A 25,450-nucleotide genomic window follows, 5' to 3' on the forward strand; every position below is an offset into this window, starting at 1 on the left:
TACACCTCCTTTACTGCTTCGGGCCAGCATGGCCCGAGGTTATCTTGCGGCTTCTTTGGCCGGGGCTGTGCTGCGGGCAGCTTCGACGGCTTCTCGTCCGCTCTGCCTTGCCCGCCAGTATTCGGGATTATACTGCCGGATGGACTGATTGAGCTTTTCTTCAAACTGTCCTTTGTCCTTAATGCGGTCAGGGATGTTCCACAGTTTTTTGTCCAGCAGCTCCCGGAGCACCACACTTTCCTGTGCGTCCTCCTCATAGCAGATATAGCCCTTATCCTTGAAGCCGCACTTTTTCGCCGCTGGGGAGAGGACGGCGGCTACCTCATTTGCCACCATCGTTCCGCCGTGGCTGGCGGTAGATACCAGAAACACCCCCGGACAGAGGGTTTCACAGCTCTGCACCTCGCCCCACGGGGAACTTTTCGGCGCATGGAACATTCCGCCCGTCCGGCTCCGGTCCGCCTGCATGAGCGCCGCCTTTTCTAAGATGGCTTTCAGTTCCGGGGAAAAATAGGCATATTCCCGCAGGACCCGGGCGGCCTCCCCGCCGCAGGCGTTCATCAACAGGGTATAGGCGTCGCTGTCCGCTTTGGTACAGCGGCCCAGCAGTTTTCCGTCGTAATAGCAGGCCGCGTCATAGCCCGTCCGTTTGCGTGGCATGGTTCCCGCCTCCTTTCTGCTTCGGGCCAGCATGGCCCGAGGTCAACGCTCTGCGCTGCGGCTGGGCTTTTCCTTCGGAGGCCGTTCTGCCTTTGCCTGTTCGGCAGCCGCTTTTCCGGCTTTGAGTTGGTCGCTAATGGACGCACGCCCCACAGAGCCGCGCTCCGCCATCTGTTCCAGCTTTGCCTCATAGGCTTGCAGAACAGCGGTGTTGAGCTGTTCCCGGAACTCCTTTGTGACAGGGTAGGCCATATCCCGGTAGCCGCCTTTGCCGTCTGGCTGGCTGGGCATCCCAAGAAAGAGCCCCTTGCTGCCCTGTACGATTTTCAGATTTTCCACCACAAAACAGTCATTGAATTTCACGCTGGCAAAGCCCATCAGATTTTTCACAGGTTCGATGACCCGCACGCTTACATCCAGCTTCAACGGTGCGGCCGGGGTGGTGTTTGCAACCTTTTCCTGCATGGTTTCCTCCTTTCCGGCGGGAACAAGGTTCCCGTCCTTGTAGTCATAGCCTTCCGCCCGGAGTGCCGCCAGCGTGTCCGCCGATACGCACCCGGACAGTTTCAGATCGGTTTCCACCATAAAGCGCATGGTGTCTGCTTTAGAAAATTCTTCGGGGAGCTTTCCGTAGAAAGCCGGGTGCGGCTGTCCGTCCGCACCCTGTTTGTAACGCCGAGGCATACCGCCTCCTTTCCTCTTCGGGTCAGCATGGCCCGAAGTCTTTTAATGGCAGCCGAAGATGGATTTTGCAAGACTGCCTGTTTTGAATAAGGTAAAACACAGCAGCACCGTATATCCCACACAGCCCCAGATTGCCCCGATGGGGTCGCCGTCGGCGGCGATACTCTGGATCAGCACCGCATAGATGGCAACACAGACTAAGATCAATAGACCTTGAAAGCCCACCGCAAAGAGGGAGCGGAAATAGTTCTGCCCCATGTGTCCGGTTTCCCTGTTGGGGACTGTGGCAAACGGGATAGGCGCTAAACTTGTGAGTAAATAAATTTCAATCATACGGCCATATACGATGACGAAAATCACGATGTTTAAGGCAATCATGGTAAGCTGGATCAGGAAGGACTGGAGCCAGAGTCCGAACAGAGGGCCTAACTCCATCGCCTCAAGCTCTGTCCGCAGACTGTCCAGCACATCCGGCGTGATTTCTGTCCCGTTCTGGATAATGCCCGCTGACTGCTGTATCACATGCTGGCTCACATCAAAGACCGCCAGCACGATATTGAAGGTGTTCGTCAGGATCATCACAGCCACAAAGGTTTTGAACACCCACTTAAAAAACATCCATGTGTCAACTTCATGGAGGTTGTTGCGTTCTATGAGCATCTGTATCAGCTCATAAGTCATTACAAAAGTGAGGATGACCCCGGCGATTGGCAGGATGGCAGTTTCAGAGATCTGTCGTATCATGGAAAAGACCCCGGCGTTCCAGTCCGCCGGGGTCGTGCCTACCTGTGTGGCGATCTCGCCAACGCTCTGATTGACGTTATCGAAAAGGCCATCCAGATTTCCCATGATACCATCGACGAGCAGACCTTTCAGCCATTCAACGATTGCGTCGATGATAAAGTCCATACATCAGCTCCTTTTCTGGAAAAGGGACAACGGGTGACACTTAGCTGAACAGGCCGGACAGCAGAGGGATAAGCTGAAGACCGATCAGAACGACACCGCCGCCAGCCATGAGCTGCTTAATGCCCTGTGATTTTGCCGCAGGGTTGTCCGACCCGTAACCTTCCAGAAGGTTGATGACGCCCCATACCGCCAGACCGGCACCAAGAGCCATAACCAGAATTTTAAGAATGTCGATTGCCTGATTGAAAAATTCCATATACGTTCCTCCATTTTGTTTGTTTGATGGTTTTGGGTACAAAAAAAGCCGCCCACATCGGCGGCGCTTCGGGTCATCATGGCCCGAAGTTACACGAACTCGTCGCTGTCCAGATCATCGAAGTTCAATAGGTCAGCTTCTTCGTCTGTGTCGGAGCCATCCACTTCGTACACCGTGTATTCGTCCTCCGGCTTTAGTCTCAATGGCCGGTGGCGGAACAGGCTTTCCAAGCGGAAGGCGTTTTTCTTTTTATCAAATTCGGCTGTGTACTTGTAATTCGGGTGCTTTTTCAAGTCATACTTCGGGGACAGGAAGGGCGGGAGCCCCCGAAGCTGCAAGATACATTTATCCCCGGGCATGGTGGTGATCTCGCTGGTGGTCATCAGCTCCCGGCCAAGCCGCTGCATATTCTGGCTGTAACTTTCAGACTGTCCACGGCTTCGGCCCTCGGTCTGCATAGAGATGGTGGCCTTGCCCAGCCAGTTTTCCGAAATATCCTTTAGGGTGGAAGCCTCCCGGCCTCCGAGGAATACGATACTGTCCATGTTGCCCATGATGGTTTCGGAATGGTCTTTGTACAATGCCTTGCACTGGCTCATAGCCTGATAAAAGAGCGTCAGGCTAATCTCCCGGGAGCGGATGACGGCCACAATTTTTTCCAGCCCCGGCACCTGCCCGGTGTTGGCAGCCTCGTCCCACAGCACCCGCACATGGTAGGGCAGACGCCCGCCATAGGTGTTGTCAGCACGTTCACACAGAAGGTTGAACATCTGCGAGAAAGCAAGGGCAACCAAAAAGTTGTAGGTGGTGTCCGTGTCGCTGATAAGGAAGAACAGCGCCGATTTTTCGTCCCCCAGCTTATCAAGCTCCAGCTCGTCATAAGACATGATCTCCCGAAGCTGGGGAATATCAAAGGGAGCCAGTCTTGCACCGCAGGAAATCAAGATGCTTTTGGCTGTCTTGCCGCTGGCGAGCTTGTATTTCTTATACTGCCTCACGGCGAAGTGCTGGGGGCTGCGGCGTTCCAGCCCGTCAAACATATAGTCCACCGCGTTTTTGAAGGTTTCGTCATCCTCCCGGACTTCCATGCTGTTTATCATTTCCACCAGCGTATTCATGTTGCGTTCTTCCTCCGGCCCCTCAAAGACGATGTAGGCCACAAGGGCACAGTACAAGAGGGTTTCTGCTTTTGTCCAGAACTCGTCGCCCTCCTTGCCGTCGCCTTTGGTGTTGGCAATCAGGGCGGTAACAAATTTCAAAACATCGCTTTCCGTCTTGATATAGGCCAGCGGATTGTAGTGCATGGATTTTGAAAAGTCGATACTGTTGAACACCCGCACCCTGTATTTCTCCCGTTGCAGAAACCGCCCGCACTGGTCGAGAGTGCCGCCCTTCGGGTCTACCACCACATACGAGGAATGGGCTTGAAGGAGCTGCGGGGTCAACCAGAACCTTGTCTTTCCCGAGCCGGACGATCCGATGACACAGGCGTTTAGGTTCCGGGCATTGGCGGGTATCTTCGGACGGGTGTTCATGGTAAGGAACTCCGTCCCGGTCAGAATGACATTGTTCTGAAATTTAGGGTCTACAAACGGCTTTATATCCTCCTTTGTTCCAAAGCGGGCAGTGCCGTACTCTGCATCCCGCCGGAATTTTTTCGCCTGCCTGATCTTTGACTGTATCAGCAGATACACCCCAGCCGCACCGGCAAGGCCCACCAGCAGGTCAATACCTCCCAGCCCCGGCCAGTAGGTTTCAAAGGCTTTGGGGAAGGTATCGAGCATCCCCATGAGCTTTGTCCCGAAGTCTGTGCCGGGGGCGATCCGGTATGCCGTCCCGATTTTGGAGAAGAACCAGAACACAAAGAGGTACGGCAGGTTTGGGAGCACATATTTTCTAATCTTGTCACTCAACGTCCGTCCTTCACCGCCTCTCTGGTTCGCTGCTTTTCCTTTGCCTGCGTCCTGATCTGCTCCGTGAATTTCCGAAGCTGGCCGAGGATGGAAGCCTTGTCCTGCTCTTTGTTCAGCACCTTTGCGCTGTACTTCTGGAAGGCCGCCGTGATAGCGTCCGCCTGATTGGCTTTGAAGAACAGCAGGTAATGACCGGGGCTCACTTTATGGAAAGCGTAGTCCACATGGAACTCCTTTGCGATCCGGTCAAAATCCTTTGGGGCTCCCACATAGGGCATGGCGCTTTTGCCGCCATAGTGGTTCATCAGCTTTTTTACACTCTGGCGTCCCTGCGGGGTCAGCGCCTTCCGGTGGTGCTTTTGCAGCGCCCGCGCTACCTTCCCAAGAGCGGCAGCCAGCACTTTTCCCGTGAGCTTCGTTGTCCTGATTGAAAGGGCAACCGTTTTTTGGTTTACTTCTTCCTGCATAAAACCTCCTTTCCGTCGGGGTTCCCGCTATCCGGGAGGCCCCCGTACAATCTCGGGGAACAGAAAACCTCGGGCCAATGTGGCCCGAGGCTTACCGCTCGGCATCTCTGCCGGACGGAGCTTTCTTTTCCGGCTCCGTCTGGACTTTTTCGCCCTGTTCCCGCATGGTCTGCAAGATAGAGGGCTTCTTTTGAAGCCGGGAGGGCTTTTCGCCGGACAGCGGCTTGATACATTCCAGACGGTCAGCCGCCCGGATGGCGTTGTCTGTGAGCTGCCTCTGCCATGCGCCCACGCTGGGAGCCCAACGAAAGCCGCTGCTTTTCAGCTCGGCCCGGGTGTCCGCGTCAGGCTTTCCGTCAAAGAACACCTGCAAGCGGTTGTCCTCCCGGTTCATTTCCACACGACCCCCATCGAACTCCCAGCCGGAAAATTCCTGCTGTGCCTGTTTGGAAAGCTGTTCGATACGGGCCTTTACCCGGCGGATCTCCGCATTGTTGTTGGTTAGCTGGTAGCTTTCAAAGGGCCTCGGGTCGCTTCGCCAACTTGACGACATGCTTGCTTTCAGCTTTTCAATCTGGTCCAGCGACAGCAGCGCACAGCCGTCCAGCTTGCCATGCTTGCGGTAATAGGCGTTGACCTCCTTCATAATGAGCTGGGAGCGTTCCAGCCCGTCCAGCTTCTTCTGGAGCTTTTCAATCGCTGCCGGGTCATCGGCGCTGATCCCGCCCATGCCGGTGCTGCGTATCTTATCCAGCAGCCCTTGAATATGCCGCCATTCCTCCATGTTGCTGTCCCGCGCCCGGTTCTGTTTTTCCTTCTTTCCCACCGGGAAATTGGCAGGTCCGGCGATCATCACAGAGGGAACCCTTGCGTCAATGGCAAAGCCCTGGTTCATGTTTTCGGCCAGCTTGCGGGCGTAGGTGTCTAACAGATGGTCGATCTTCTCATGGTACATGGGGTCCACCCGGGATTTCTGCTGTTCCGCTATGGCGGCGGCCTTGTCCACCATTGCCCGGTATTCCGCCGTTGCGCTCCCTTCCTTGTAGTCGGAAAAGCTGTTCATTTCTTTTGCCCGGCGGGCGGCCCCTTCATTGATAGGATAATAGTTGATGGTATGCACCTCCTTCATGCTTCGGGCCATGCTGGCCCGAAGTCTTACCGTTCTTCATGGGAAGTCTCCGTCTTGTCCTTTTTCGGAGCGGGTGGGGCTTCTTGAAACCGTTTGAGTGTAGCGAGAATGGAGTGGACAGGCTCGGCCTTTTCAGGATAGGCAAATATCCGGTGTTCCGGCGGAATGTCCTGCGGCCCGTGGTAATACTCCTTGAAGCCCTCCGGGACTGCCGACACATACCCACCGGGAGCGAATACGCCGCCCTCGTTGATACGCACATCCCGCCCGTATGCCTCATAATCGAAGTAGTTCTGAATGTGCTCCGGTATGTCGATAGTCCCAAGCTCGTCGGCGTAAAGACGGCCCAGCCCTTCATCATCGGAAATATCCGGGTAAAAGCGGTAAAGGTCAAGGTTCTGCGTCAGGTTTATCAAATCCTTCACGCTCCTTGTGTGGTTTCCCAAGACAAGAGCGGCTTCAAAGGTTTCCAGTCCGCCCTTATCCCGTACTTCCAGCAGGGCGTGGCCCAGCTCGTTCAGCTCGTCGATGTTCTCACATTCGTAGAGATAATCGTAGAGCCCCAGCACATCACTGTCAAAGCTGGTAAAGAACACTTCGCTGTACCGTTTCCCGTCTATCCCGATTTTGGCAAGGGCGGCCTGCAACTCCTGTGTCGTCATGGGGAAATGTACCGTTGTCCCTACCTCAATCCCCATTAAGGGGTATAGGGCTGTATTGGTTATATAGGCTTCAAACATGGGCTCATTCCTCCTTTCCGGCCCGGTCAGCCAGCACCTCATAAATCCCGGCCATAATGTAATCGGCGCAAGGGAGGGCAATCGCGTTTCCCAGTGCCTTGTAGCGTTGCAGAGGCCGGATCTCCACGCCGTCCGCCCCGTACTTTGTCCAGCCCTCTGGCAGCCCCATCAGCCGTTCGCTTTCCGTTTCCGTCAGAAAACGGATACAGCCGCCCTTCGGGTCGCCCTCATACCAGAAGGCAAAGGGCGTTACATCACTGGCTAAAAGAGTGGGAAAAGGGTCAGTTGGTAATCCGAAGCTGTTTCGGAAGGCCGTTTCTTCCTGCCTTTTTGCCGCTCCCCGCATACGGAAGCACTGAAAGGGGTGGGTGACTGGTATCTGCCGCCCTGTTTCAAAAGAAGCTGTTCGATCTCCTTCGGCGGCGGTCCGCCCGCCCTCTCCGCAAGGCGGAGGAAGTGGGAGCATTGGACGGGGCTTAAATAGTATGTCTGCGGCACGTCTGCCTCCAAAATCCGCCACGACGAAAATCCGCTGCCTTCGTGCCAGCCTTCGGGAGCCTGCCCAATACTGGGCGTCCATGAGCCGCCAGCACACATCAGGCGTTCCCCCTCGCACCATTCCGGCGTTTCCCCATCTTCCCGAAGGAGGCATTGGAACTTCGGTGTCCGAGAAGGCGGATAGGACGGCTCTAAAGTCCATCCGGTCATTTGTAGAAAACGCTCCCATGACGTTTTCCCAAACAGCGATAGCTGGATATAGGTTATCAGTAGCATCCCTCATTTCCTGTATGATACGAAACGCCTGATAGAACAGGCTTGATTTTGCCCCGGCAAGACCGGAGCGGTTGCCGATCAGAGAAAGGTTCTGACAGGGAGAGCCGAAGGTTATCACATGGACCGGCGGGATTTTCCCGCCGTCCACCTTCGTAATATCTCCCAAATGCGCCATATCGGGAAAGTGCCTTTTGGTTATGGAGATGGGCGCTTTTTCAATCTCGCTGGCCCATACCGGACGGATACCGCACCGTGAAGCAGCCAGAGGGAACACGCCGATCCCGTCAAAAAGGCTCCCCAGCTTAATGTCCGGCATGGCCCGGGGTGCCGTGTCCCTTCACGGCAAGCACCCCTTCCAGCGTTGTCGCCGCAATGCCCAGCCGTCCGGCAACCGCAATATCATTTTTTACATCCTCGTCCACAGCGCTGCCGCAGACGATCAGGGTGTGGGAGCGCCGCAGCATATCCCGGCGCATATCAATCCCGGCCTTGTGTTCCTCGGGAACGCTGTCATTCAAAAACAGCGGCAGATACAAGAGCGGGCAGATTGGGGAAAAGCCCGCCTCATAAGCAAGACGGCAGTAGTGGGCCGCCAGCTCCATATCAACATCCGGCTCGCCGCTCCATGCGGCGGTCAGGTATGCTAAAGGTCGTTTCATTGGTTGAGCCTCCATTTCTGTTTTGGTTTAGGGAAAAGCAAGGTATCGCCCAACCCCTCCGCCCCTTCCCCCGGGAAGGGGAACGGCTCTGGAGAATTTATATCCCCGTCGCTTGACCGGGAAAAAGCATAACCGGGAGAAATCCGTCAAGGGTGCCTCTGGCACCGCCTGCGGCGGCGCTGCCCTTGACTGATTTTCCCGGCTATGCTACGGAATAACTGGCGACGGGGAATCATTTATATCTCCAGAGCTTCGGGGCGCGGGGCAGAGCCCCGCAATCCTCGGGCCATGCTGACCCGAAGTTTGGGCTTACTTTTCCTGTTCGGTTTTCTTCTCCGGTTTTTCGTGTTCCTTCTGCTGGCCCTTCCAGTCGTCCAGCAGCTTGATGATCTGGTCCTTCATTTCCCTCGGCGTAGTTTCCTTGCCGAAATATTTGCTCAGTTCCGCACCTGTCAAAATCACTTTGTCTACCTCCTTTTTGTCCTCCATCATAATGCCGTCGATCACATCCCCGTTGAGCAGCTTCTTTTCGTCCAGCTCACGCATACGCTTTGCCTGCGCCTGTGAAGGCGAGGACTGCTGGCTATCAATGGCGACGGCGATATAGTTCTGGTTCTTCTTGCCGATATAGGAAAGCTCCACCGCCGTAGTAAAGCCTAGCTTTTTTTCATCCATCAGCTTCATCAGGTCGGGAACCAGCTCATTGAGCCGGATATACCGCTGCACCTGTTTGACGGCCATCTTATTGCGCTCGGCTACAATTTCGTTGGAGCGTTTTCCTGCGTCCTTCGGGTCAATCTGGCCCGAAGTGCGGGAGCCCTGGTGCTTGATGGCCTCAAGCTGCATTTTCAAGGCTTTGGCCCGCTCACTGGGGAGGATTTCTTCACGCTGGTTGAGATTGTCCTCGACCATCTGCGTGATGGCTTCATCGTCCGTCAGATTGCGAACAATACAGGGCATATCCGCATATCCGGCAAGCTCGCTGGCCTTCTGGCGGCGGTGGCCGGACACGATCTCATAGCCGCCATCCTCACGGGGACGGACGATAGCGGGCTGGGTCACGCCCTTGTCCTTGACGCTGGACACCATGGCCCGCATTTCTTCATCATCCCGAACCTCAAAGGGATGGTTCTTGAAGGCGTGAAGCTCGTTCAGCTTGATATAGACGATCTGTTCCTTGCCCCGGCGTGGTGCATCCTTCGGTTTTTCGGGTTCCTTCGGAGCGGGAGCGGCCTGTACCGTTGGCGCCGTTTTTTTCTCCGGTTCCTTTTTGACCGCATTTTCCGGTTTCTGTGCGGGAGCTTTGGGCTTCGGGGTTGCGGCCTTGTCCTTATCTGCTTTCGGGGGACGGCCCCGGCGCTTCGGCTGTTCCGGCTCTTTGGGTTTTTCCTCCGCTTTCTTCGGAGCCTCCGGCTGCTTTTCCGGTTTTTCCGTTTTTGCCGGGGCAGGCTTTTCCCCGCTGGGAGCTGCCGCCCGTTCCTCGACCTTCTTTTCCTTCATAATTTCAGCGAAGTTATAGACGGAAACCTGCGGGTTCTTTACCTCCGGTTCCGTCTTTTTTTCCGGCTCCGGAGAAACGGAAACCTTCTCCGGCTCTTTTGGGGGAGCGGGAGGCGTTTCCTTGCCCGGCCCGCTATCCGTTACCGGCTGTTCCGGCGTTTTTGTGGTTTTATCATCTGCCATAAGCATTTACCTCCTGTTTTTTGTAGAGTAGGCGGATGAAAATTTCATCCGCCCCTCATCAAACCGTGCATGAGGTTCTCCCTCACACGGCTTTCCGACATTCTTCTTTCTACAGCATTACGTCATGCTCTAGCCATTTTCTTTAATCCTTTTTCGTAAATGCTATTTCTAACAAATCCCACTCTTGACATATGTTTACGCCTTTGGTGTTTCTTGTTATACCATCTTGTAAAGGTGCAGATAATATACCAGTCTAATTCCTGCATCCATGTCTCATTTGTTTTGGTGGAATAATAATTCTTCCAACCTATGATTTTCGGATTTAGATTCTTTATTAAATCCTCTTCCTTTGCAACTAACAGACTTCGACCGTTTACATTCTTTTTGATTTCTGCTTTCATCTTCTTCATGGCTTTCCTGCTCGGGTACTGATAAGTTTCTTTATACAATTGTCCTTTGCTTGTTTCCGTTGTCATTCTTCTGTGGTGCATTCCAAGAAAGTCAAATCCCTCTTTTCCGTCCCACATGCTGACAATCTTTGTTTTTACTGGGTGTAGCTTTAAATCCAGTTTTGCCATGATGTACTGCAATAAGTTCAGTGCGTGATTTGCATTTTTCTTATTCTTGCAGATGATGACTGTATCATCTGCGTACCTTACAAGAATACCGTGAGTAAGTCCATACTTTTCCCACAGTCTGTCCAGTGTATTTAAGTAGATGTTTGCCAATAACGGAGATATAACTGAACCTTGGCTTGTTCCCAGTTCGGAAATTGTCAGTACATTTCCGTATAATACTCCTGATACTAACCATTGTCTTATCAGCTTCAATATCCTACGGTCTGATATTCTCTGCTCTGCCAGTTTCATCAGTTTATCTTGGTTTACGTTATCAAAAAACTTCTCAATATCTGCGTCTACTACATAATAGCCCTTGTTGTTACACGCTTTCCTTACCACTTCCAGTGCTTGCCTGGCACTTCTTTTCGGTCGGAATCCATAGGAACAATCTCTAAAGTCAGCTTCGAATACTGGCTCTATTGCTATCTTGGTAGCCATCTGCACAATTCTGTCCTTGACTGTTGGTATTCCAAGAGGTCTTTCACTTCCGTCTGGTTTTGGTATCATAACTCGCTTTACTGGGGATGGTTTATACTTTCCATCCATCAGTTCCGATTTGATTTCTGACAGGTATTTTTCAATTCCCATCTCTTCAATATCTTCGATTCCGATACCATCTACACCACTGGAACCCTTGTTAGCTTTTACCCGTTTCCATGCTTCAAAAAGTACATCATCACGATATACCTTATCGTAAAGTGCATGAAATCTTCGGCTATCACATTTCTTGGCTGTCAGATATAGTTTGTTTTGAAGTTGTCGAACTTTTTCCTTGGAGTTGTTAGTCTGCATGACATTCTCTCACTCTTACCCTCTCTACAAACATGAATGAAGCAAGGAACCTTCCCATAGACTGCGTTTTCTTGCACAGTCATTATTGGTACTATGTTCCTCTCCGACTCCCTCCCATCAGAAATACGATTTCGCCAAGCTTATACGCTTTCTTTTTACCTTTCGGTGATGGGTAGGGTCTCTCCAGTTCCGAACCACACTTTTCATACATACCGTTTCCTATATACCGAGGGATTCCTCCGTGCTGCTTTCCAGTTTCTTCGCACGTTCCATGGCTTTCACCCATACGCCCAAGGTTCAGCTTCCCTTTGCTCTCTTTTCAGAGACCTTTCTAACGATACGGCAGAATTCACTTTATGTTACGGTCTGCATAATTGCTCGCCCCTCTTACCGAGGTTACTTTATCCACTCGCTTAGTACCCTGCATTACTGCAACGCACCGAGTTTAGCTACACGGCTCACTGGCGATTACCGTGACCGGACTTACACCGGCTAGTGTGGTCCAGCTTTGCTGGACACACGGCATGAAAAAAGGGGCTCAACTTTTCAGTCAAGCCCCCGTGGGAAGTTCCTCCTTTCTCCGCCATGATACAAAAATACCGCCCGTAGTCTCGTTTGGGCGGTACTTTGTGTAAGATTGGCAGTCCATTATTAAGTTTTTTATTATGTTCCCTTTGTACACCGTTGCAAGCGTGGGTTGTTTCTTTAAGAAGGAGGATTTTTAACGGTGAAACAACCTTACAATACTACGATTTACAACACGGCGCTTTATATGAGATTAAGCCGGGACGATGAAAACTATGGTGACAGCGTAAGCATTGAAACACAGCGGACAATCCTGCAACAGTACGCAAAGGAACAGGGACTTCATGTAGTCGGTGAGTATGTGGACGATGGCTGGTCGGGGACGAACTTTGAACGCCCGGATTTTCAGCGCATGATGGACGATGTGGAAGCCGGAAAAGTAAACTGCATTGTCACGAAAGACCTTTCCCGTTTCGGGCGGGAACATGTGATGATGGACTACTATCTGGAATTTCTGTTCCCGGAAAAACGGGTGCGCTACATCGCCGTTGCGGAGAATGAGGACACAGAGAAAGGGCTTTCCGATTTTGTCCCGTTCAAAAACCTGTTTAATGAATGGTTTGCGAAAGATACGAGCCGCAAGGTAAAGGCCGCTTTCAAAGCGAAGTTTGCCACAGGACAGCGTATCGGTGCCTATGCTCCCATCGGGTACAGGAAACACCCGGAAATCAAAAACAAGCTGATAATCGACGAGGAAACCCGCTGGATAGTGGAGAAGATTTTTGACCTTGCCATTCATGGCAGAGGGGCGGCCAGTATCACAAGAATACTGATTATGGAAAAGGTTCCCACACCGGGATTTATCAATTTCCAGCGTGACGGGACTTTTGCAAACATCTATGCGGGTGCGCCAGAGGAAAAAAGCTACGCATGGACGATAGCCCAGGTCAAGAGCATTATGAAAGACGAAACCTATATCGGCCATACCATCCACTACCGGGAAACAAACATTTCCTTTAAGAACAAGCGGAGGATACGCAAGCCCCAAAGTGAATGGGTGCGGGTAGAGAACACGCAGGAGCCGATTATCAGCGAACAGGTTTTCCGGCAGGTACAGGAGCAGATAGCAAACCGCCGCAGAAAGTGCAAGGATGGTACGACGCAGATTTTTTCCGGATTGGTAAAATGTGCGGATTGCGGCTGGTCGCTGTCCTATGGGGAGAACAGGCAGAACAGCAAGCCTTACGGCCATTATCATTGTAGCAAGTACGGACAGGGCACACGCCAATGCTCCATGCATTATATCCGCTATGATGTGCTTTACGCCTATGTCCTCTCCCGTCTGCAATACTGGTCGAGGCTGGTACAGCATGATGAAGAACGGCTTTTGAAGCGGCTGTTAAATGCCAATGACAAGGGACAGGCCGCCGCAAGAAAGAAGCAAGCCGCAGAGTTGAACAAAGCGGAGAAGCGGAAAGCCGAAGTCGATACCCTGTTTGCCCGGATGTATGAGGACTGGGCGGCGGGGCGTATCACAGAATACAACTTCTCTATGCTGTCCGGGAAGTACCAGAGCGAACAGGCTGAACTGGACACAAAGATTGAACAGCTTCAATCCGCTATCGCCACTGAAAGCCAGAACGCCGCAGACGCAGAAAAATGGATTGCCTTGATGAAAGAGTGCGTCAATCCAACAGAACTGACCGCCGAACTTTTGAATACGCTGATTGAAAAAATCGTTGTCCATGAAGCGGTCAAAGGTGAGGACGGAAGCCGGGAACAGGAGGTAGAAATCTTCTACCGCTTTATCGGCAAAATTGATTAAATGACACCAATATCTTTAACTATGTGATACCGGACTTGGCTTTCCCGATATCCAGACGATTGAGCCGCTGGCTCAGGCACTTGGGATTTCTGTGCTGGAACTGATGCGCTCCGAACGGCAGGAGAAGGCGAAGGAAGAGGCGGCGCCGGAAATTCAGTATACTCAGAAGGAGGTGGCCGAAATGCTGCAGAACGCAGGTGATATTTCAAGGCAGCAGAAAAAACAGGACCGGAACGCAAACGTGATCGCGGGATTTCTGGTGATCGGTGTGGCAGCGGCAGCGTGGGCGGCAAAGATCGTAAACGTGGGCGGCGGCCTGATTCTAGGCGGTCTGGTGGCAGCAGCGTTTGTATCGCTGTGGTATTTCTTCCAGAACCTCGATGATGAAGAAAGCCGGAAAGTCTATGGGGCAGCATCCATTCTGTCTATCGGCATTCTGGCATCCCTGGTAAATTTCGTCTGGGGCGATCAGCTGGCAGAATTCATTCCCGGCGGTCTGGAACGAAAAGAGCAGATCTTCTGGACCCTGTGGTATCTGTTTGTTCTGGTAATGATGATGATCGGAACCATTCGATGTATCCGCCGGCAGAGACAGAAAAAAGAAAAGAAATACAAAACCGTTCTTTTCACGGCAATTATGGCGACGATCATGTTTGTAACACTGTGGCAGTATCAGAACACCATGCAGAACCGGTACAAAAACACAGGAATCTGGAGCGGCGCACAGCAGTACGCCGAGGTGCTGCTGAAAAGAAACAAAAACCTCGAAAACGACTGGCTGATCGGCGATGAGTCCTGGCGCGAAGGAAACAAAAATACTTTCGAAATTCGCCTTACCTATTACGCTGATGCCGATGACGCAAAAGAGGGACGTGAAAGCGAATATCAGTACAAGATTCATTTTGATGATGTTGACGGCTACGTCATCAAATCAGAAGGCGTACCAGAGAAAGAGATTGTTTTCCCGGAAAATAAATAAGAAGTGAGAAACGGGATTCCATTCTTGCGCCTCCCACAGAAAAAGACTATACTCATAGTATCAGCATGTACTCTTAAAATCTTTCTGCACTTGCTTTTGTGACTGACGGAAAAGCATCTCACAAAATCAAGCACAGAAAGATTCTGAAAGCACATGTAGCATAAGAAGGAGGCCGTAAAACATGGGACAGTTTTTAAACAGCAGGGAACCATACGATAAATACAGAACTGTTATGAACGGAACTTATGGTAGATCATACACCGGAAGAAGCGATTGCGCAGATTAAAGAGAAAGAATATGCTTTGCGGTTCAAGGGAAAGATGGCGGAAAGGGAACGATATACCGGGCGCATACTGGCGTTTGGAATCAGTTATGATAAAGAAACAAAAGAACATGCCTGTAAAATAGAAGTATTGTGATGATTTGCAAGCTGTGGAAAAGGGATATCGTGTGTGTAAACGGAGGAGAGCAAGTAAAAATAGTAATCTTTACTATTTTTACTTGCTTTTTTCTCCATCATAGGATAATATAAAAATATACGGTTCGGAGCAGGTTCCGGGCAGGAAAAAACAAGATGGAAAGGATATGGATTTTTATGAAGATTACAGAGGATATTATCTACGCGGGAGTCAACGATCATCAGGTAGACCTTTTTGAAGGTCAGTACAGAGTGCCGAACGGCATGGCATACAATTCTTACGTAATTCTCGATGAAAAAACGGCAGTTATGGATACCGTAGATGCAAACTTTGCGGATGAATGGCTGGCAAATGTTGCGAAAGCACTGGATGGCAGAAAACCGGATTACCTGATCGTACAGCATATGGAGCCGGATCACTCTGCGAATATTGAAAACTTCGTAAAAGCATATCCGGAAGCAACCGTTGTTGCAAACACAAAAACCTTTGCCATGATGAAAAACTTTTTCCAAAAGATGGATCTCGCCGGAAGGAAACTGGAAGTAAAGGACGGTGAGTCCCTTACGCTCGGAAAACACGTTCTGACCTTCGTGTTCGCTCCGATGGTACACTGGCCGGAGGTTATGGTTACATACGACAGCACGGACAAGGTTCTGTTCGCAGCAGACGGTTTTGGAAAATTCGGTGCACTCGACCGCGAGGAACCATGGGATGACGAAGCACGCCGTTATTTTATCGGTATTGTCGGAAAATACGGTTTGCAGGTACAGAAGCTCCTGAAAGTAGCAGGTACGCTGGATATCCGGAAAATCTGTTCCCTGCACGGTCCGGTTTTGACGGAAAATCTTGGCCACTACATTGAAAAATACGATATCTGGTCTTCTTATCGTCCGGAAGAAGAGGGCGTTGTGGTTGCCTATACTTCTGTTTACGGCAATACAAAAAAAGCTGCCGAATTGCTTGCGGCTAAGCTGAAAGAAAAAGGCTGTCCGAATGTTGTTATTTACGATCTGGCAAGAGACGATATGTCCGCCGCCGTAGCGGATGCTTTCCGTTACAGTAAGCTGGTTCTCGCAACGCTGACCTACAATGCAGGCATTTACCCGTTCATGCAGGATTTCATCAACCGTCTGACAGAGCGCAGCTTCCAGAACCGCACCATCGGTCTGATCGAAAACGGAAGCTGGGCACCGACCGCAGCAAAAGTGATGAAGGGCATGTTTGAGAAGAGCAAAAATATCACCTGGACAGAGAATAATGTAAAAGTAATGTCCGCTGTGAAGGAAGAGAACGTAAAAGAGATCGAGGCACTGGCCGAAGAACTCTGCAAATAAAAAATTAGGAAGAGAAGAAAGAATATGGGAAAAATGCTCCGCTGGACTTTGCGAAAGGCAAAGACAGCGGAGTCTTTCGTTCTACTCTTTTGGAAAGAAGATTCTGTGGAGTTCCGGAGGGAGCAGGATCGCCCTGCGGTGGGTCAAAAAAAGCCGGGGGTTGAATTTTGCGAAAGCCTGCGGCCGCCTCTTTGTAAGTGAGACTGCATCAGGTTTCTGATCTTTCGATCTTGATGTCATAATATTCTGAAAATAATAAAATGTAAAATAAATTAAAAGAAAGTATTGACAAAATGGAGAAGATGAGTTAATATAAGATCAACAAAAGAAAAGAGAACAAAAATAAAAACGAAAAAGAAACATCAAGACGAAATCTAAGAAAGTAAGAGGTACAGTCCAATGGCATAGTTAATCTGAACATCAAAAAAATCTCTGAAGAGTTTACATATAGAACCTAAAGGAGATGATTCCAATGAAAGGCAGAGGCCCATAGGGAAAAAATAAAAACAAAAAAATCCAGGAGGTACGGTCCAAAAGGAACATAACGAAATACCCCGAAATCAATGAAAGCAGTAGGTGTATAAAATGAAATTACTGGAAATTCATTAAAAGCCCGGTCGAGAGAAAAAACAATCGATCGGGCTTAAACTATGTCTGCTGAAAAATCTGTTTGACTGCCCTGCGGTCTGCGCGAGCCGTGAAAGCAGAAAAGACGCTGCAGCCCCGAAAGAAACGAGAGCATACAGCGTCCTTTTTATTTTATGAAATTGGATGAGATTCTGCCTATATAATACGATTCTACCATTAAGGGGTGTACTTTTTGGGACAAAATAGATACTATAATTCTGAAAGGGGGAAGTATTTATGGACCTTGTGAAAATCGGAAGCTATATTGCAGAAAAAAGAAAAAAACTTGGTATGACTCAAAAACAGCTTGCTGAGAAACTGGGTAAGAGTGATAAGTCAGTTTCCAAATGGGAACGTGGGATTTGTTTACCAGATGTGTCTGTGTATTTAGAATTATGTGAAATATTAGGCATCAGTCTAAATGAATTTTTGGCAGGTGAAGATATTGAGGTAACTAATGTAGAAAAAAAATCGGAAGATACACTGATACAGATATCAAAAGATAGTAGTCATAAACAGCGTTATTTAAAGAAGATTATTGCTGTACTTCTTATTGCTGTGGGAGTATTTGCTATTACTCTTGGAATCATGGTATGTAATAAATTGCGGCAACCACAAAATTATATAGAAGCAGTAGATCCGGATAGTGTAGAAATGAAAACGGCTGAATTGTTGTCCGGAATTGATGGAACCATGATGTTTCGATACAATTCAAAAGATACATTTCAAGCATTATACGTTTACTTGTCAGAATATCATTCTGGAAAACGAGTTTCTCATAAACGAGTTTTGGAACTTTCCTATGAGGACGTGAAATCTGCAAAAAATGGATTGATCGTCATCACTCCGGATTTTGATAATTTTACTGCAAAGCTTATTGTAGCAGATGAATATTCAAAATATATGACAGAAACGCCAATCTTGAAAGGTGTTGCAAACAGAGAATATTATGGAAGATCTGCGACCTCTATAGAGAACAAAAGCACGATAGAGTACGGAACAGAGCAAGGATTGGCAGCACTGATCTATGGCGAACAAGGAGTGAGTTCGTTGCCGATACAGGACATTACAGGAGAATACATAGATACAGATAATGAGTATATGTATTATTATTCGGCTGAGTTTGTAAAATAAGAATAGCAAAAGTGAGAAGAGGATATCACAAATCATTGTTTTGATAATTCGGTGGTATCCTCTTTGTGGATTTCAGAATTTGTTTCTCAGCTTTCGGTATTCTCTCGGCGAATATCCTTTCAACTTGTGAAAAAGCCGACTGAAATAAAGCTGGTTATCATATCCGATAATCTTAGAAATCTCATTGATGGAATAAGTTGTTGTTTCAAGTAACATCTGAGCATTGTTGATGCGGATTCCCACAATAAATTGCATTGGTGTAGAACCGGTATATTTTTTGAAATTTCGGATAAACCAGCTGACACTCATGCCTCGTGAGGCAGCATAATCATCAATATTGATATTTTGATTGTAGTTTTCACTGAAAAAGGTAACAGCATTATCCATCTCATGATCAAGATATTCATTTTTTAATATGTGCTCTCTTGTCAGTTCCCGGTGGAAACTGATCAGAAGATGACGTAGCAAAAGGACAAGCATTTCCTCATAATTGTCTTGACAGCGTTGGAGCTCGATAATGATACGTTTGAAAATTTGTTCATATTCATTAGATGTACCCACTTGAAAGACACGTTCTTTATCCGGAAACCCATATTGACGTAAGATATTTTTCACATTGCTTCCTGTGAAGTGAATCCAGTATACTTCTGCCTTATCTTCTCCGTAATATTCATATTTCTGAAGTTCTTTCGGTCTGTACAGTACAATGTTGCCGGCTGGAACAATCGTTTCGTTATTTACATTATCAAAATGAAAATGCCCACAACCAGCAGTGATATATATAATCTGATAATCCAGACGACCCCTTGGACGGTAGGTAGGAAGTTTGGGATGTCTGGAAAGACGGTAAGTACCACAGCTACCTACAATCAGCGGACGACTTTTGTCTTTGAAATCCATATGTGAGTGGTTCAAATAACCGGTGTTCAAGTACATAGGACAGCACCTCTTTTCGCACTTTTTATCATTGTATCATTTAGTGCATATTTTGTCTAATCCAATTTATAGACATATTTTGCGGATTAGGATAAGCTATATATATAGCATAACTAAGGAACGTAAACAAAAAAGTAAAGTATAAGGTTTGCTTTAGGGAAACAAAGAACAAAAAAGTATATGTATTGGAGGAGAGTTATTTATGATCGTACCACGTTATTATGAAAATCTAAGCGTACTGCACGAAAACACAATGCCAGCCAGAGCCTATTATATTCCGGCATCCAAAAGAATGGATAACTTGGTGGAACACAGAGAAGAATCAGATCGTATGCAGTTATTGAATGGAACTTGGAAATTCCAGTATTTTAACAGCATCTATGACATTCAGGATTCTTTCTTTGAGAAGAATTATGATACAGAAAATTTTGATGAGATTCAGGTTCCAAGTGTATGGCAGATGGCAGGATATGATACACACCAGTATACAAACATCCGGTATCCGTTTCCGTTTGATCCACCATATGTGCCACAGGATATTCCGTGTGGAGCTTATGTACATAATTTTGAGTACAGCAGAGATGAGAAAGCATCAAAAGCTTTTTTGAACTTTGAAGGAGTAGACAGCTGCTTTTATGTATGGATCAATGGCTCTTACATAGGATACAGCCAGGTTTCACATATGACCAGTGAGTTTGATGTTACCGATGTACTTCAGGATGGAACGAATACGGTGGCAGTGTTGGTAATGAAATGGTGTGATGGTTCCTATTTGGAAGATCAGGACAAATTCCGTATGAGTGGTATTTTCCGGGATGTGTACATTTTGAAACGCCCAAAACAGGCAATCAGTGATTATCATATTAAAACAAGAATTGAGGATATGCTTGCGAAAGTAGAAATTGAAATGAAATTCTACTTTCCCTTAAATGTAAAAATTTCGATTGAAGATAGAAACGGAGCAGTTGTAGCACTAGGAAGTATTGCTGAAGAAGGAACAGCTGTATTAGAAATTGCAAGTCCGGAACTTTGGAATACAGAAAATCCATATCTATATAAACTGATTCTTGAAACAGAGAATGAAGTAATTGTAGATCACATTGCATTAAGAAAGATAGAGATTAAAGACCAGGTCATTTACCTAAATGGACAGAAGATTAAATTCCGTGGTGTCAATCGACATGATTCCGATCCGGTTACTGGATTTACAATCAGTCTGGAACAGCTCACAACCGATCTTACGTTAATGAAGCAGCATAATTTTAATGCGATCCGTTCCAGCCACTATCCGAACGCACCATTTTTCTATGAAATGTGTGACAAGTATGGATTCATGGTGATAGATGAAGCAGATATTGAAGCTCATGGTCCATTTATGATCTACAGAAAAGAAGACACCGATTACAATCGGTTCAAACGATGGAATGAGATGATTGCAGATGATCCGGCATGGGAAGAAGCAATCGTTGATCGCGTAAAACTCATGGTGGAGCGTGACAAAAACCGTTTCTGTATTGTTATGTGGTCAATGGGAAATGAGAGTGCTTATGGCTGCAACTTTGAAAAAGCACTGGAATGGACAAAGAATTTTGATCCAGACCGCATCACACAATATGAGAGTGCAAGATACCGTAATTATGATGAAACATATGATTACAGCAATCTGGATGTGTACAGCCGGATGTACCCGGCGCTTTCCGAAATTCAGGAATATCTGGATAAAGATGGAAGCAAACCCTTCCTTTTGGTAGAGTACTGTCACAGCATGGGAAACGGACCTGGAGATTTTGAAGATTACTTCCAGATGATTCAGGATAATGATAAAATGTGCGGCGGCTTTGTCTGGGAATGGTGTGACCATGCGATTGCTCATGGAACTGCTGAGAATGGAAAGACTATATATGCTTATGGGGGCGACCATGGCGAAGAAATTCATGATGGCAACTTCTGTATGGATGGATTAGTATATCCGGACAGAACGGTACATACAGGACTTTTGGAATACAAGAATGTTTATCGCCCGGCAAGAGTTATTTCCTATAACAAAGAAAGCGGAGAACTGGTGCTTCATAACTACATGGATTTTGATGACTTGAAAGATTATGTGAAGATTAGTTATGAGCTGACACAGGATGGTCTTGTGATCAGCAAAGGCATACTTCCGGAGTTTTCTGTGGCACCACACGGGGAAGGAAAAACAAACCTGAAGATCAATGTTCCAGAGAATGGGAAATGTTATTTAAAACTTATTTACCATCTGAAAAAAGAATTGCCACTGTTGGATGAAGACCATATTCTTGGATTTGATGAAATTGAGGTAAGTAAAGAGGATACAAAATGTAAACTTGCAGAGAAATGGATACCAAAAACAGTAGTGGACTCTGAATTACAGGTAAATGAAAATGATACACAGATTCATATCAAGGGGCGTGAATTTGCTTATACCATAGACAAACGTACTGCACTCTTTACAGAGATGAAATTCGCAGGGCGGGAATACTTGAACCATCCGATGGAATTAAATATTTGGAGAGCTCCAACAGATAACGATATGTACATCAAGTCTGAATGGAAGAAAGCCCACTATGATAAGGCTTACACAAGAGCCTATACGACAGAGGTTGTGCAGGGAAAACATGGTGTGAAGATTACAAGCCATGCTTCCGTTGTGGCAGAGACAGTACAGAAGATTCTTGATGTGACGATTACATGGAAAATAGAAGCTGCTGGAAAGATTGATGCAGATATTGCAGTAACAAAAGACGATGAATTCCCGGATCTTCCGAGATTTGGTGTGAGGATGTTCCTGGATAAAAAACTTTCAGCTGTAAGATACTTTGGAATGGGACCACAGGAAAGTTATTGTGATAAACATCAGGCTGCGAGCCACGGTTTGTACCGGGCAGATGTAGGGGATTTACATGAGGACTATATCCGTCCACAGGAAAATGGAAGCCATTATGATTGTGAATATGTAGAGCTTAACAACAGCCGATATGGAATTGTGGCATCCGCAGAAAAGGCATTTTCATTCAATGCTTCTTATTATACACAGGAAGAACTTGAGAAGAAAACGCATAATTATGAATTAATAGAATCAGATAGTGTAGTATTCTGTGTTGACTACGCATTAAATGGCATTGGTTCTAATAGTTGTGGTCCAGTTGTATTAGATCAGTACCGATTTGATGATGTATTATTCCGGTTCCAGTTTACGCTGATACCGTATGTAAAGGGATAATAAAGTTTCATGTAACCCGTAAACAAAGAAGGATAGTCTGATTGCAATGTAAAGTCCGGATATACAGAGCAATCAGACAAAAACAGAGAAAAAATTAGAATTAGACATCATACGGTTAGACATATTGAGATTCTAAGTGCGATGAAGATGAGGAGCAAAGAAATTCGATGGAAGAAAAAAAGTATTTGAAATGGTATAACAAAATTGGATACGGATCAGGTGATGTTGCAGGTAATGTAGTCTATGCGTTCCTGACATCTTTTATGATGGTCTATCTGACGGACTCGGTAGGACTTGCTGCAGGTGTCGTGGGTACCCTGATTGCCGTATCAAAACTATTTGATGGTTTTACGGATATATTTTTTGGATCAATGATTGACAAAACACACAGTAAAATGGGAAAAGCGAAACCCTGGATGCTATACGGATACATTGGTTGTGCCATTACGCTGGTCTGCTGCTTTGCAGTACCAGTCAGCTTTGGAACAACGGCTAAATATGCATGGTTCTTTATTTCTTATACACTGTTAAATGGTGTGTTTTATACAGCAAACAATATTGCTTATTCAGCACTTACGTCACTGATTACAAAGAACAGCAAAGAGCGTGTACAGATGGGATCTTACCGTTTTATTTTTGCATTTTCAACAAGTCTTCTGATTCAGGCGATTACAGTTGGATTTGTAGATAAATGTGGTGGAGATGCTGCGGCATGGAGAACGGTTGCTATTATCTATGCAATCATTGGTCTGGTCGTAAATACGATTTCAGCACTTTCTGTTAAGGAACTTCCGGAGGAAGAACTTAATGAAGGAGAAGTAAAGAATGATAATGAAAAGTACGGAATGGTACAGGCATTCAAGCTTCTTGTTAAAAACAAATATTACATGATGATTTGTGGAACATATATTTTACAGCAGTTATATGGTGCCATGATTGGAGCTGGCATTTATTACATGACATGGGTACTGAAAAATAAGAATTTGTTTGGACAATTTGCATGGGCAGTAAATATTCCACTGATCATTGCCCTGATTTTCACACCGACATTAGTTGGTAAGTGGAAAGGTATGTATAAACTGAACTTAAGAGGTTACGTCTTAGCAGTCATCGGTAGAGCACTTGTTGTTGTTGCCGGATATATGGGCAGTGTTCCGCTGATGATGGCATTTACAGCTCTTGCAGCCTTAGGTCAGGGACCATGGCAGGGAGATATGAATGCAGTTATCGCATCTTGCTCTGAATACACTTATCTTACGCAGGGAAAGAGAATTGACGGAACGATGTACTCTTGTACTTCTCTTGGTGTAAAAATCGGTGGAGGTATTGGAACCGCTGTTGTTGGATGGATGCTTGAGTTCAGTGGATATGTCGGAACAAATGCAACTCAGCCACAGTCTGCACTTGATATGATGCAGTTCATGTATCTTTGGCTTCCGTTAATCTTTGATGTATTGATTATGTTTGCACTTTCAAGAATGAATGTAGAAGATGCAAATAAAAAACTGAAAGCAGAAAAAGGAATTGCTGCAGATGAAGTAACGGATGCATTAGACATAAATTAGAATTGACAGGAGAAAGCGTTGTCTGGTCGTTGCTCGATGAGACAGTGCTTTTTTCTATATATAAAGTGATAGAACTGTATTTTGAAAATAAAAAAGGACCACTTCATTTTTGTGAAATGGCCTTAAGAAAATATTCAGTTTTCACAAAATAGTCCTTTTAGTATTTATACATGGTAAGGATGCTCAAAATATTCAGTGTAGAATACTAAAAGGTCATTCAGATATTTTTTTAGGTTGCTCATTTGCAATTCCTCCTTTCCTTATTTACAAGTTGATTATAAGATAGGTGTAAAAGGATTGCTTGCCAAATCGAAAGAAGATATAGACAAATGTTGCAAAGGGGAGTATTTCATGCAGTTAAAATATGTTGACACAAAAGAGGAGATTATAGCAATAAATAGGAAGTCAAAACATATTGAACCACATCTTCATAATGCACTGGAGATCGTTTGTGTAACAAGTGGAGCATTAGAACTTGGTGTCGGACAGGAACTATACCATATGGAAAAAGGAGATATAGGCTTTGTATTTCCAGATGTTATTCATCACTATCAGGTACTGACACCCGGTGTAAATAAAGCGACTTATCTGATCGCATCGCCATTTACGATAGCTAAATTTGCAGATATCATGCAATCCATGGCTCCTGAATACCCAATCATCAAAGCGGAAAAGGTTGAACCGGAGGTATATAGGGCTATAAATGCAATTTTAGAGACAGAACAGTCGGATATTACTGTTGCACAGGCATATCTTCAAATTGTGTTGGCACGCTGCATAGGAAAATTAAATTTGGTAGAAAAGAGCAGTGTGGGGAGCAATGATCTTATTTACCAGACAGTTTCCTATATATCAGCAAATTTTAAGAAGAAGTTTTCTCTGGAAGAGATGGCAAAAGACCTGGGCGTGAGCAAATATGTTTTATCCAGACTCTTTTCCAAAACATTCCATAGAAACTTTAATCAATATCTTAACGATGCAAGGCTGAACTATGCATGCCATCGTTTGGAAAATACGAGTGATTCTATTACAAATATTTGTCTGGATAGTGGATTTGAAAGTCAGAGAACGTTTAACCGAGTATTTAAAGAAAGATATAAAATATCACCAAGTGATTATCGAAGTACTTGTGTGAAAGAGATGTTGTCATAAAAGGTTCTGTTGATCGAAATATTTACTTTGATTTTACAGTGCTATGTATTTGATTTCATGTGTGGATGATATAATATAAAAATATTTGTAGAAAAAAATATTGATGAAGTCTACCAATCAGTGTTTTTTGTTGTATAATGTTTTTGTCGTACAGGGTCACTTTCCTTTGTAATGTTTTGGGTCAAATTCTACCCCGATGATGTGCAGAAAGTTTTGTTTGCCAGAACGTTCGGCTGTGTCATCGCTTCGGCATCTTGATCAGCTGTACCTCAGGTAAATGGAGAAGAGAAGCTTAACTTGAGCATGGTAAGCGATGAGATTCCTGCAGGCGCAAAGCTTTACTAAGAAGCGATGAGATCAAAAGCAAAACGATGTCCTGTCTGTGGTGGTGCTATGAAACAGCAGTTCATTGGATTAAGACATTGCA

Annotated in this window: 22 protein-coding genes; 9 read left to right on the forward strand and 13 right to left on the reverse strand. The window is 46.7% G+C overall.

Annotated elements, in window-relative coordinates:
• Positions 1-39: 39 nt before the first annotated feature.
• From DW743_RS15950 to ltrA, 12 genes are all read right to left on the reverse strand, one after another.
• Positions 40-693: a DUF7007 domain-containing protein gene (locus DW743_RS15950; RefSeq protein WP_025543439.1), complete on the reverse strand. Its 654-nt coding sequence runs from the start codon at positions 691-693 to the stop codon at positions 40-42.
• Between the two features lie 9 nt (positions 694-702).
• On the reverse strand, positions 703-1,344 hold the full coding sequence (locus DW743_RS15955; protein ID WP_015567066.1) for a septation protein SpoVG family protein: 642 nt from the start codon (positions 1,342-1,344) through the stop codon (positions 703-705).
• 42 nt (positions 1,345-1,386) lie between these two features.
• The gene (locus tag DW743_RS15960) at positions 1,387-2,253 is read right to left on the reverse strand and encodes a VirB6/TrbL-like conjugal transfer protein, CD1112 family (protein ID WP_117762130.1); all 867 of its coding nucleotides are present in this window, start codon (positions 2,251-2,253) and stop codon (positions 1,387-1,389) included.
• Between the two features lie 40 nt (positions 2,254-2,293).
• Positions 2,294-2,509 carry a Maff2 family mobile element protein gene (locus DW743_RS15965; RefSeq protein ID WP_016306504.1) on the reverse strand — a complete coding sequence of 72 codons (216 nt, stop codon included), beginning with the start codon at positions 2,507-2,509 and terminating at the stop codon, positions 2,294-2,296.
• 89 nt (positions 2,510-2,598) lie between these two features.
• Positions 2,599-4,422 carry a VirD4-like conjugal transfer protein, CD1115 family gene (locus DW743_RS15970; protein WP_021425361.1) on the reverse strand — a complete coding sequence of 608 codons (1,824 nt, stop codon included), beginning with the start codon at positions 4,420-4,422 and terminating at the stop codon, positions 2,599-2,601.
• Positions 4,419-4,889 carry a PcfB family protein gene (locus DW743_RS15975; protein ID WP_015567070.1) on the reverse strand — a complete coding sequence of 157 codons (471 nt, stop codon included), beginning with the start codon at positions 4,887-4,889 and terminating at the stop codon, positions 4,419-4,421. The genes DW743_RS15970 and DW743_RS15975 overlap by 4 nt, the downstream gene beginning before the upstream one ends.
• A 91-nt stretch (positions 4,890-4,980) precedes the next feature.
• Positions 4,981-6,030: a hypothetical protein gene (locus DW743_RS15980; protein WP_117762131.1), complete on the reverse strand. Its 1,050-nt coding sequence runs from the start codon at positions 6,028-6,030 to the stop codon at positions 4,981-4,983.
• A gap of 14 nt (positions 6,031-6,044) precedes the next feature.
• Positions 6,045-6,758 carry an antirestriction protein ArdA gene (locus DW743_RS15985; protein WP_117762132.1) on the reverse strand — a complete coding sequence of 238 codons (714 nt, stop codon included), beginning with the start codon at positions 6,756-6,758 and terminating at the stop codon, positions 6,045-6,047.
• Positions 6,759-6,762: 4 nt separating this feature from the next.
• The gene (locus DW743_RS15990) at positions 6,763-7,848 is read right to left on the reverse strand and encodes a DNA cytosine methyltransferase (RefSeq protein ID WP_117762133.1); all 1,086 of its coding nucleotides are present in this window, start codon (positions 7,846-7,848) and stop codon (positions 6,763-6,765) included.
• A complete protein-coding gene (locus tag DW743_RS15995) occupies positions 7,835-8,191 on the reverse strand; it encodes a DUF7768 domain-containing protein (RefSeq protein ID WP_003500157.1) in 357 nt (118 codons plus the stop codon). Before DW743_RS15995 ends, DW743_RS15990 begins: the two co-directional genes overlap by 14 nt.
• A gap of 309 nt (positions 8,192-8,500) precedes the next feature.
• On the reverse strand, positions 8,501-9,874 hold the full coding sequence (locus tag DW743_RS16000) for a ParB/RepB/Spo0J family partition protein (RefSeq protein ID WP_330418112.1): 1,374 nt from the start codon (positions 9,872-9,874) through the stop codon (positions 8,501-8,503).
• 122 nt (positions 9,875-9,996) lie between these two features.
• Entirely contained in the window at positions 9,997-11,286 is a 1,290-nt protein-coding gene (gene ltrA / locus DW743_RS16005; RefSeq protein ID WP_117762135.1) for a group II intron reverse transcriptase/maturase, read from the reverse strand.
• Between the two features lie 772 nt (positions 11,287-12,058).
• On the opposite strand from ltrA, the gene DW743_RS16020 reads away from it, so the two are divergent.
• The 5 genes from DW743_RS16020 (at position 12,059) to DW743_RS16040 (ending at position 18,129) form a co-directional block, all read left to right on the forward strand.
• Positions 12,059-13,636 (forward strand): recombinase family protein, encoded by a 1,578-nt coding sequence (locus DW743_RS16020; RefSeq protein WP_081946811.1) that lies wholly within the window; start codon positions 12,059-12,061, stop codon positions 13,634-13,636.
• Between the two features lie 181 nt (positions 13,637-13,817).
• A complete protein-coding gene (locus tag DW743_RS16025; protein ID WP_242856465.1) occupies positions 13,818-14,615 on the forward strand; it encodes a hypothetical protein in 798 nt (265 codons plus the stop codon).
• 245 nt (positions 14,616-14,860) lie between these two features.
• Positions 14,861-15,034: a hypothetical protein gene (locus DW743_RS16030; RefSeq protein ID WP_330418113.1), complete on the forward strand. Its 174-nt coding sequence runs from the start codon at positions 14,861-14,863 to the stop codon at positions 15,032-15,034.
• A 176-nt stretch (positions 15,035-15,210) separates the two neighbouring features.
• On the forward strand, positions 15,211-16,368 hold the full coding sequence (locus DW743_RS16035; RefSeq protein WP_117762141.1) for an FprA family A-type flavoprotein: 1,158 nt from the start codon (positions 15,211-15,213) through the stop codon (positions 16,366-16,368).
• A gap of 864 nt (positions 16,369-17,232) precedes the next feature.
• Positions 17,233-18,129 carry a helix-turn-helix domain-containing protein gene (locus DW743_RS16040; RefSeq protein ID WP_117762136.1) on the forward strand — a complete coding sequence of 299 codons (897 nt, stop codon included), beginning with the start codon at positions 17,233-17,235 and terminating at the stop codon, positions 18,127-18,129.
• A 72-nt stretch (positions 18,130-18,201) separates the two neighbouring features.
• On the opposite strand, the gene DW743_RS16045 is transcribed toward DW743_RS16040, so the two are convergent.
• Positions 18,202-19,065 carry an AraC family transcriptional regulator gene (locus DW743_RS16045; RefSeq protein WP_117762137.1) on the reverse strand — a complete coding sequence of 288 codons (864 nt, stop codon included), beginning with the start codon at positions 19,063-19,065 and terminating at the stop codon, positions 18,202-18,204.
• A 202-nt stretch (positions 19,066-19,267) separates the two neighbouring features.
• Here DW743_RS16045 and DW743_RS16050 point away from each other — a divergent pair, with 202 nt between their 5' ends.
• The 4 genes from DW743_RS16050 (at position 19,268) to DW743_RS19110 (ending at position 25,281) form a co-directional block, all read left to right on the forward strand.
• Positions 19,268-22,306 carry a glycoside hydrolase family 2 TIM barrel-domain containing protein gene (locus DW743_RS16050; protein ID WP_117762138.1) on the forward strand — a complete coding sequence of 1,013 codons (3,039 nt, stop codon included), beginning with the start codon at positions 19,268-19,270 and terminating at the stop codon, positions 22,304-22,306.
• 167 nt (positions 22,307-22,473) lie between these two features.
• The gene (locus DW743_RS16055) at positions 22,474-23,871 is read left to right on the forward strand and encodes an MFS transporter (RefSeq protein WP_055227850.1); all 1,398 of its coding nucleotides are present in this window, start codon (positions 22,474-22,476) and stop codon (positions 23,869-23,871) included.
• Positions 23,872-24,222: 351 nt separating this feature from the next.
• Positions 24,223-25,023: a helix-turn-helix domain-containing protein gene (locus tag DW743_RS16060; protein ID WP_055227849.1), complete on the forward strand. Its 801-nt coding sequence runs from the start codon at positions 24,223-24,225 to the stop codon at positions 25,021-25,023.
• A 171-nt stretch (positions 25,024-25,194) separates the two neighbouring features.
• Entirely contained in the window at positions 25,195-25,281 is an 87-nt protein-coding gene (locus tag DW743_RS19110) for a helix-turn-helix domain-containing protein (protein ID WP_117762139.1), read from the forward strand.
• Positions 25,282-25,450 lie beyond the last annotated feature (169 nt).

This window comes from Blautia sp. AM28-27, from assembly GCF_003480905.1.
GTDB classification, from domain to species: Bacteria; Bacillota; Clostridia; order Lachnospirales; family Lachnospiraceae; genus Fusicatenibacter; species Fusicatenibacter saccharivorans.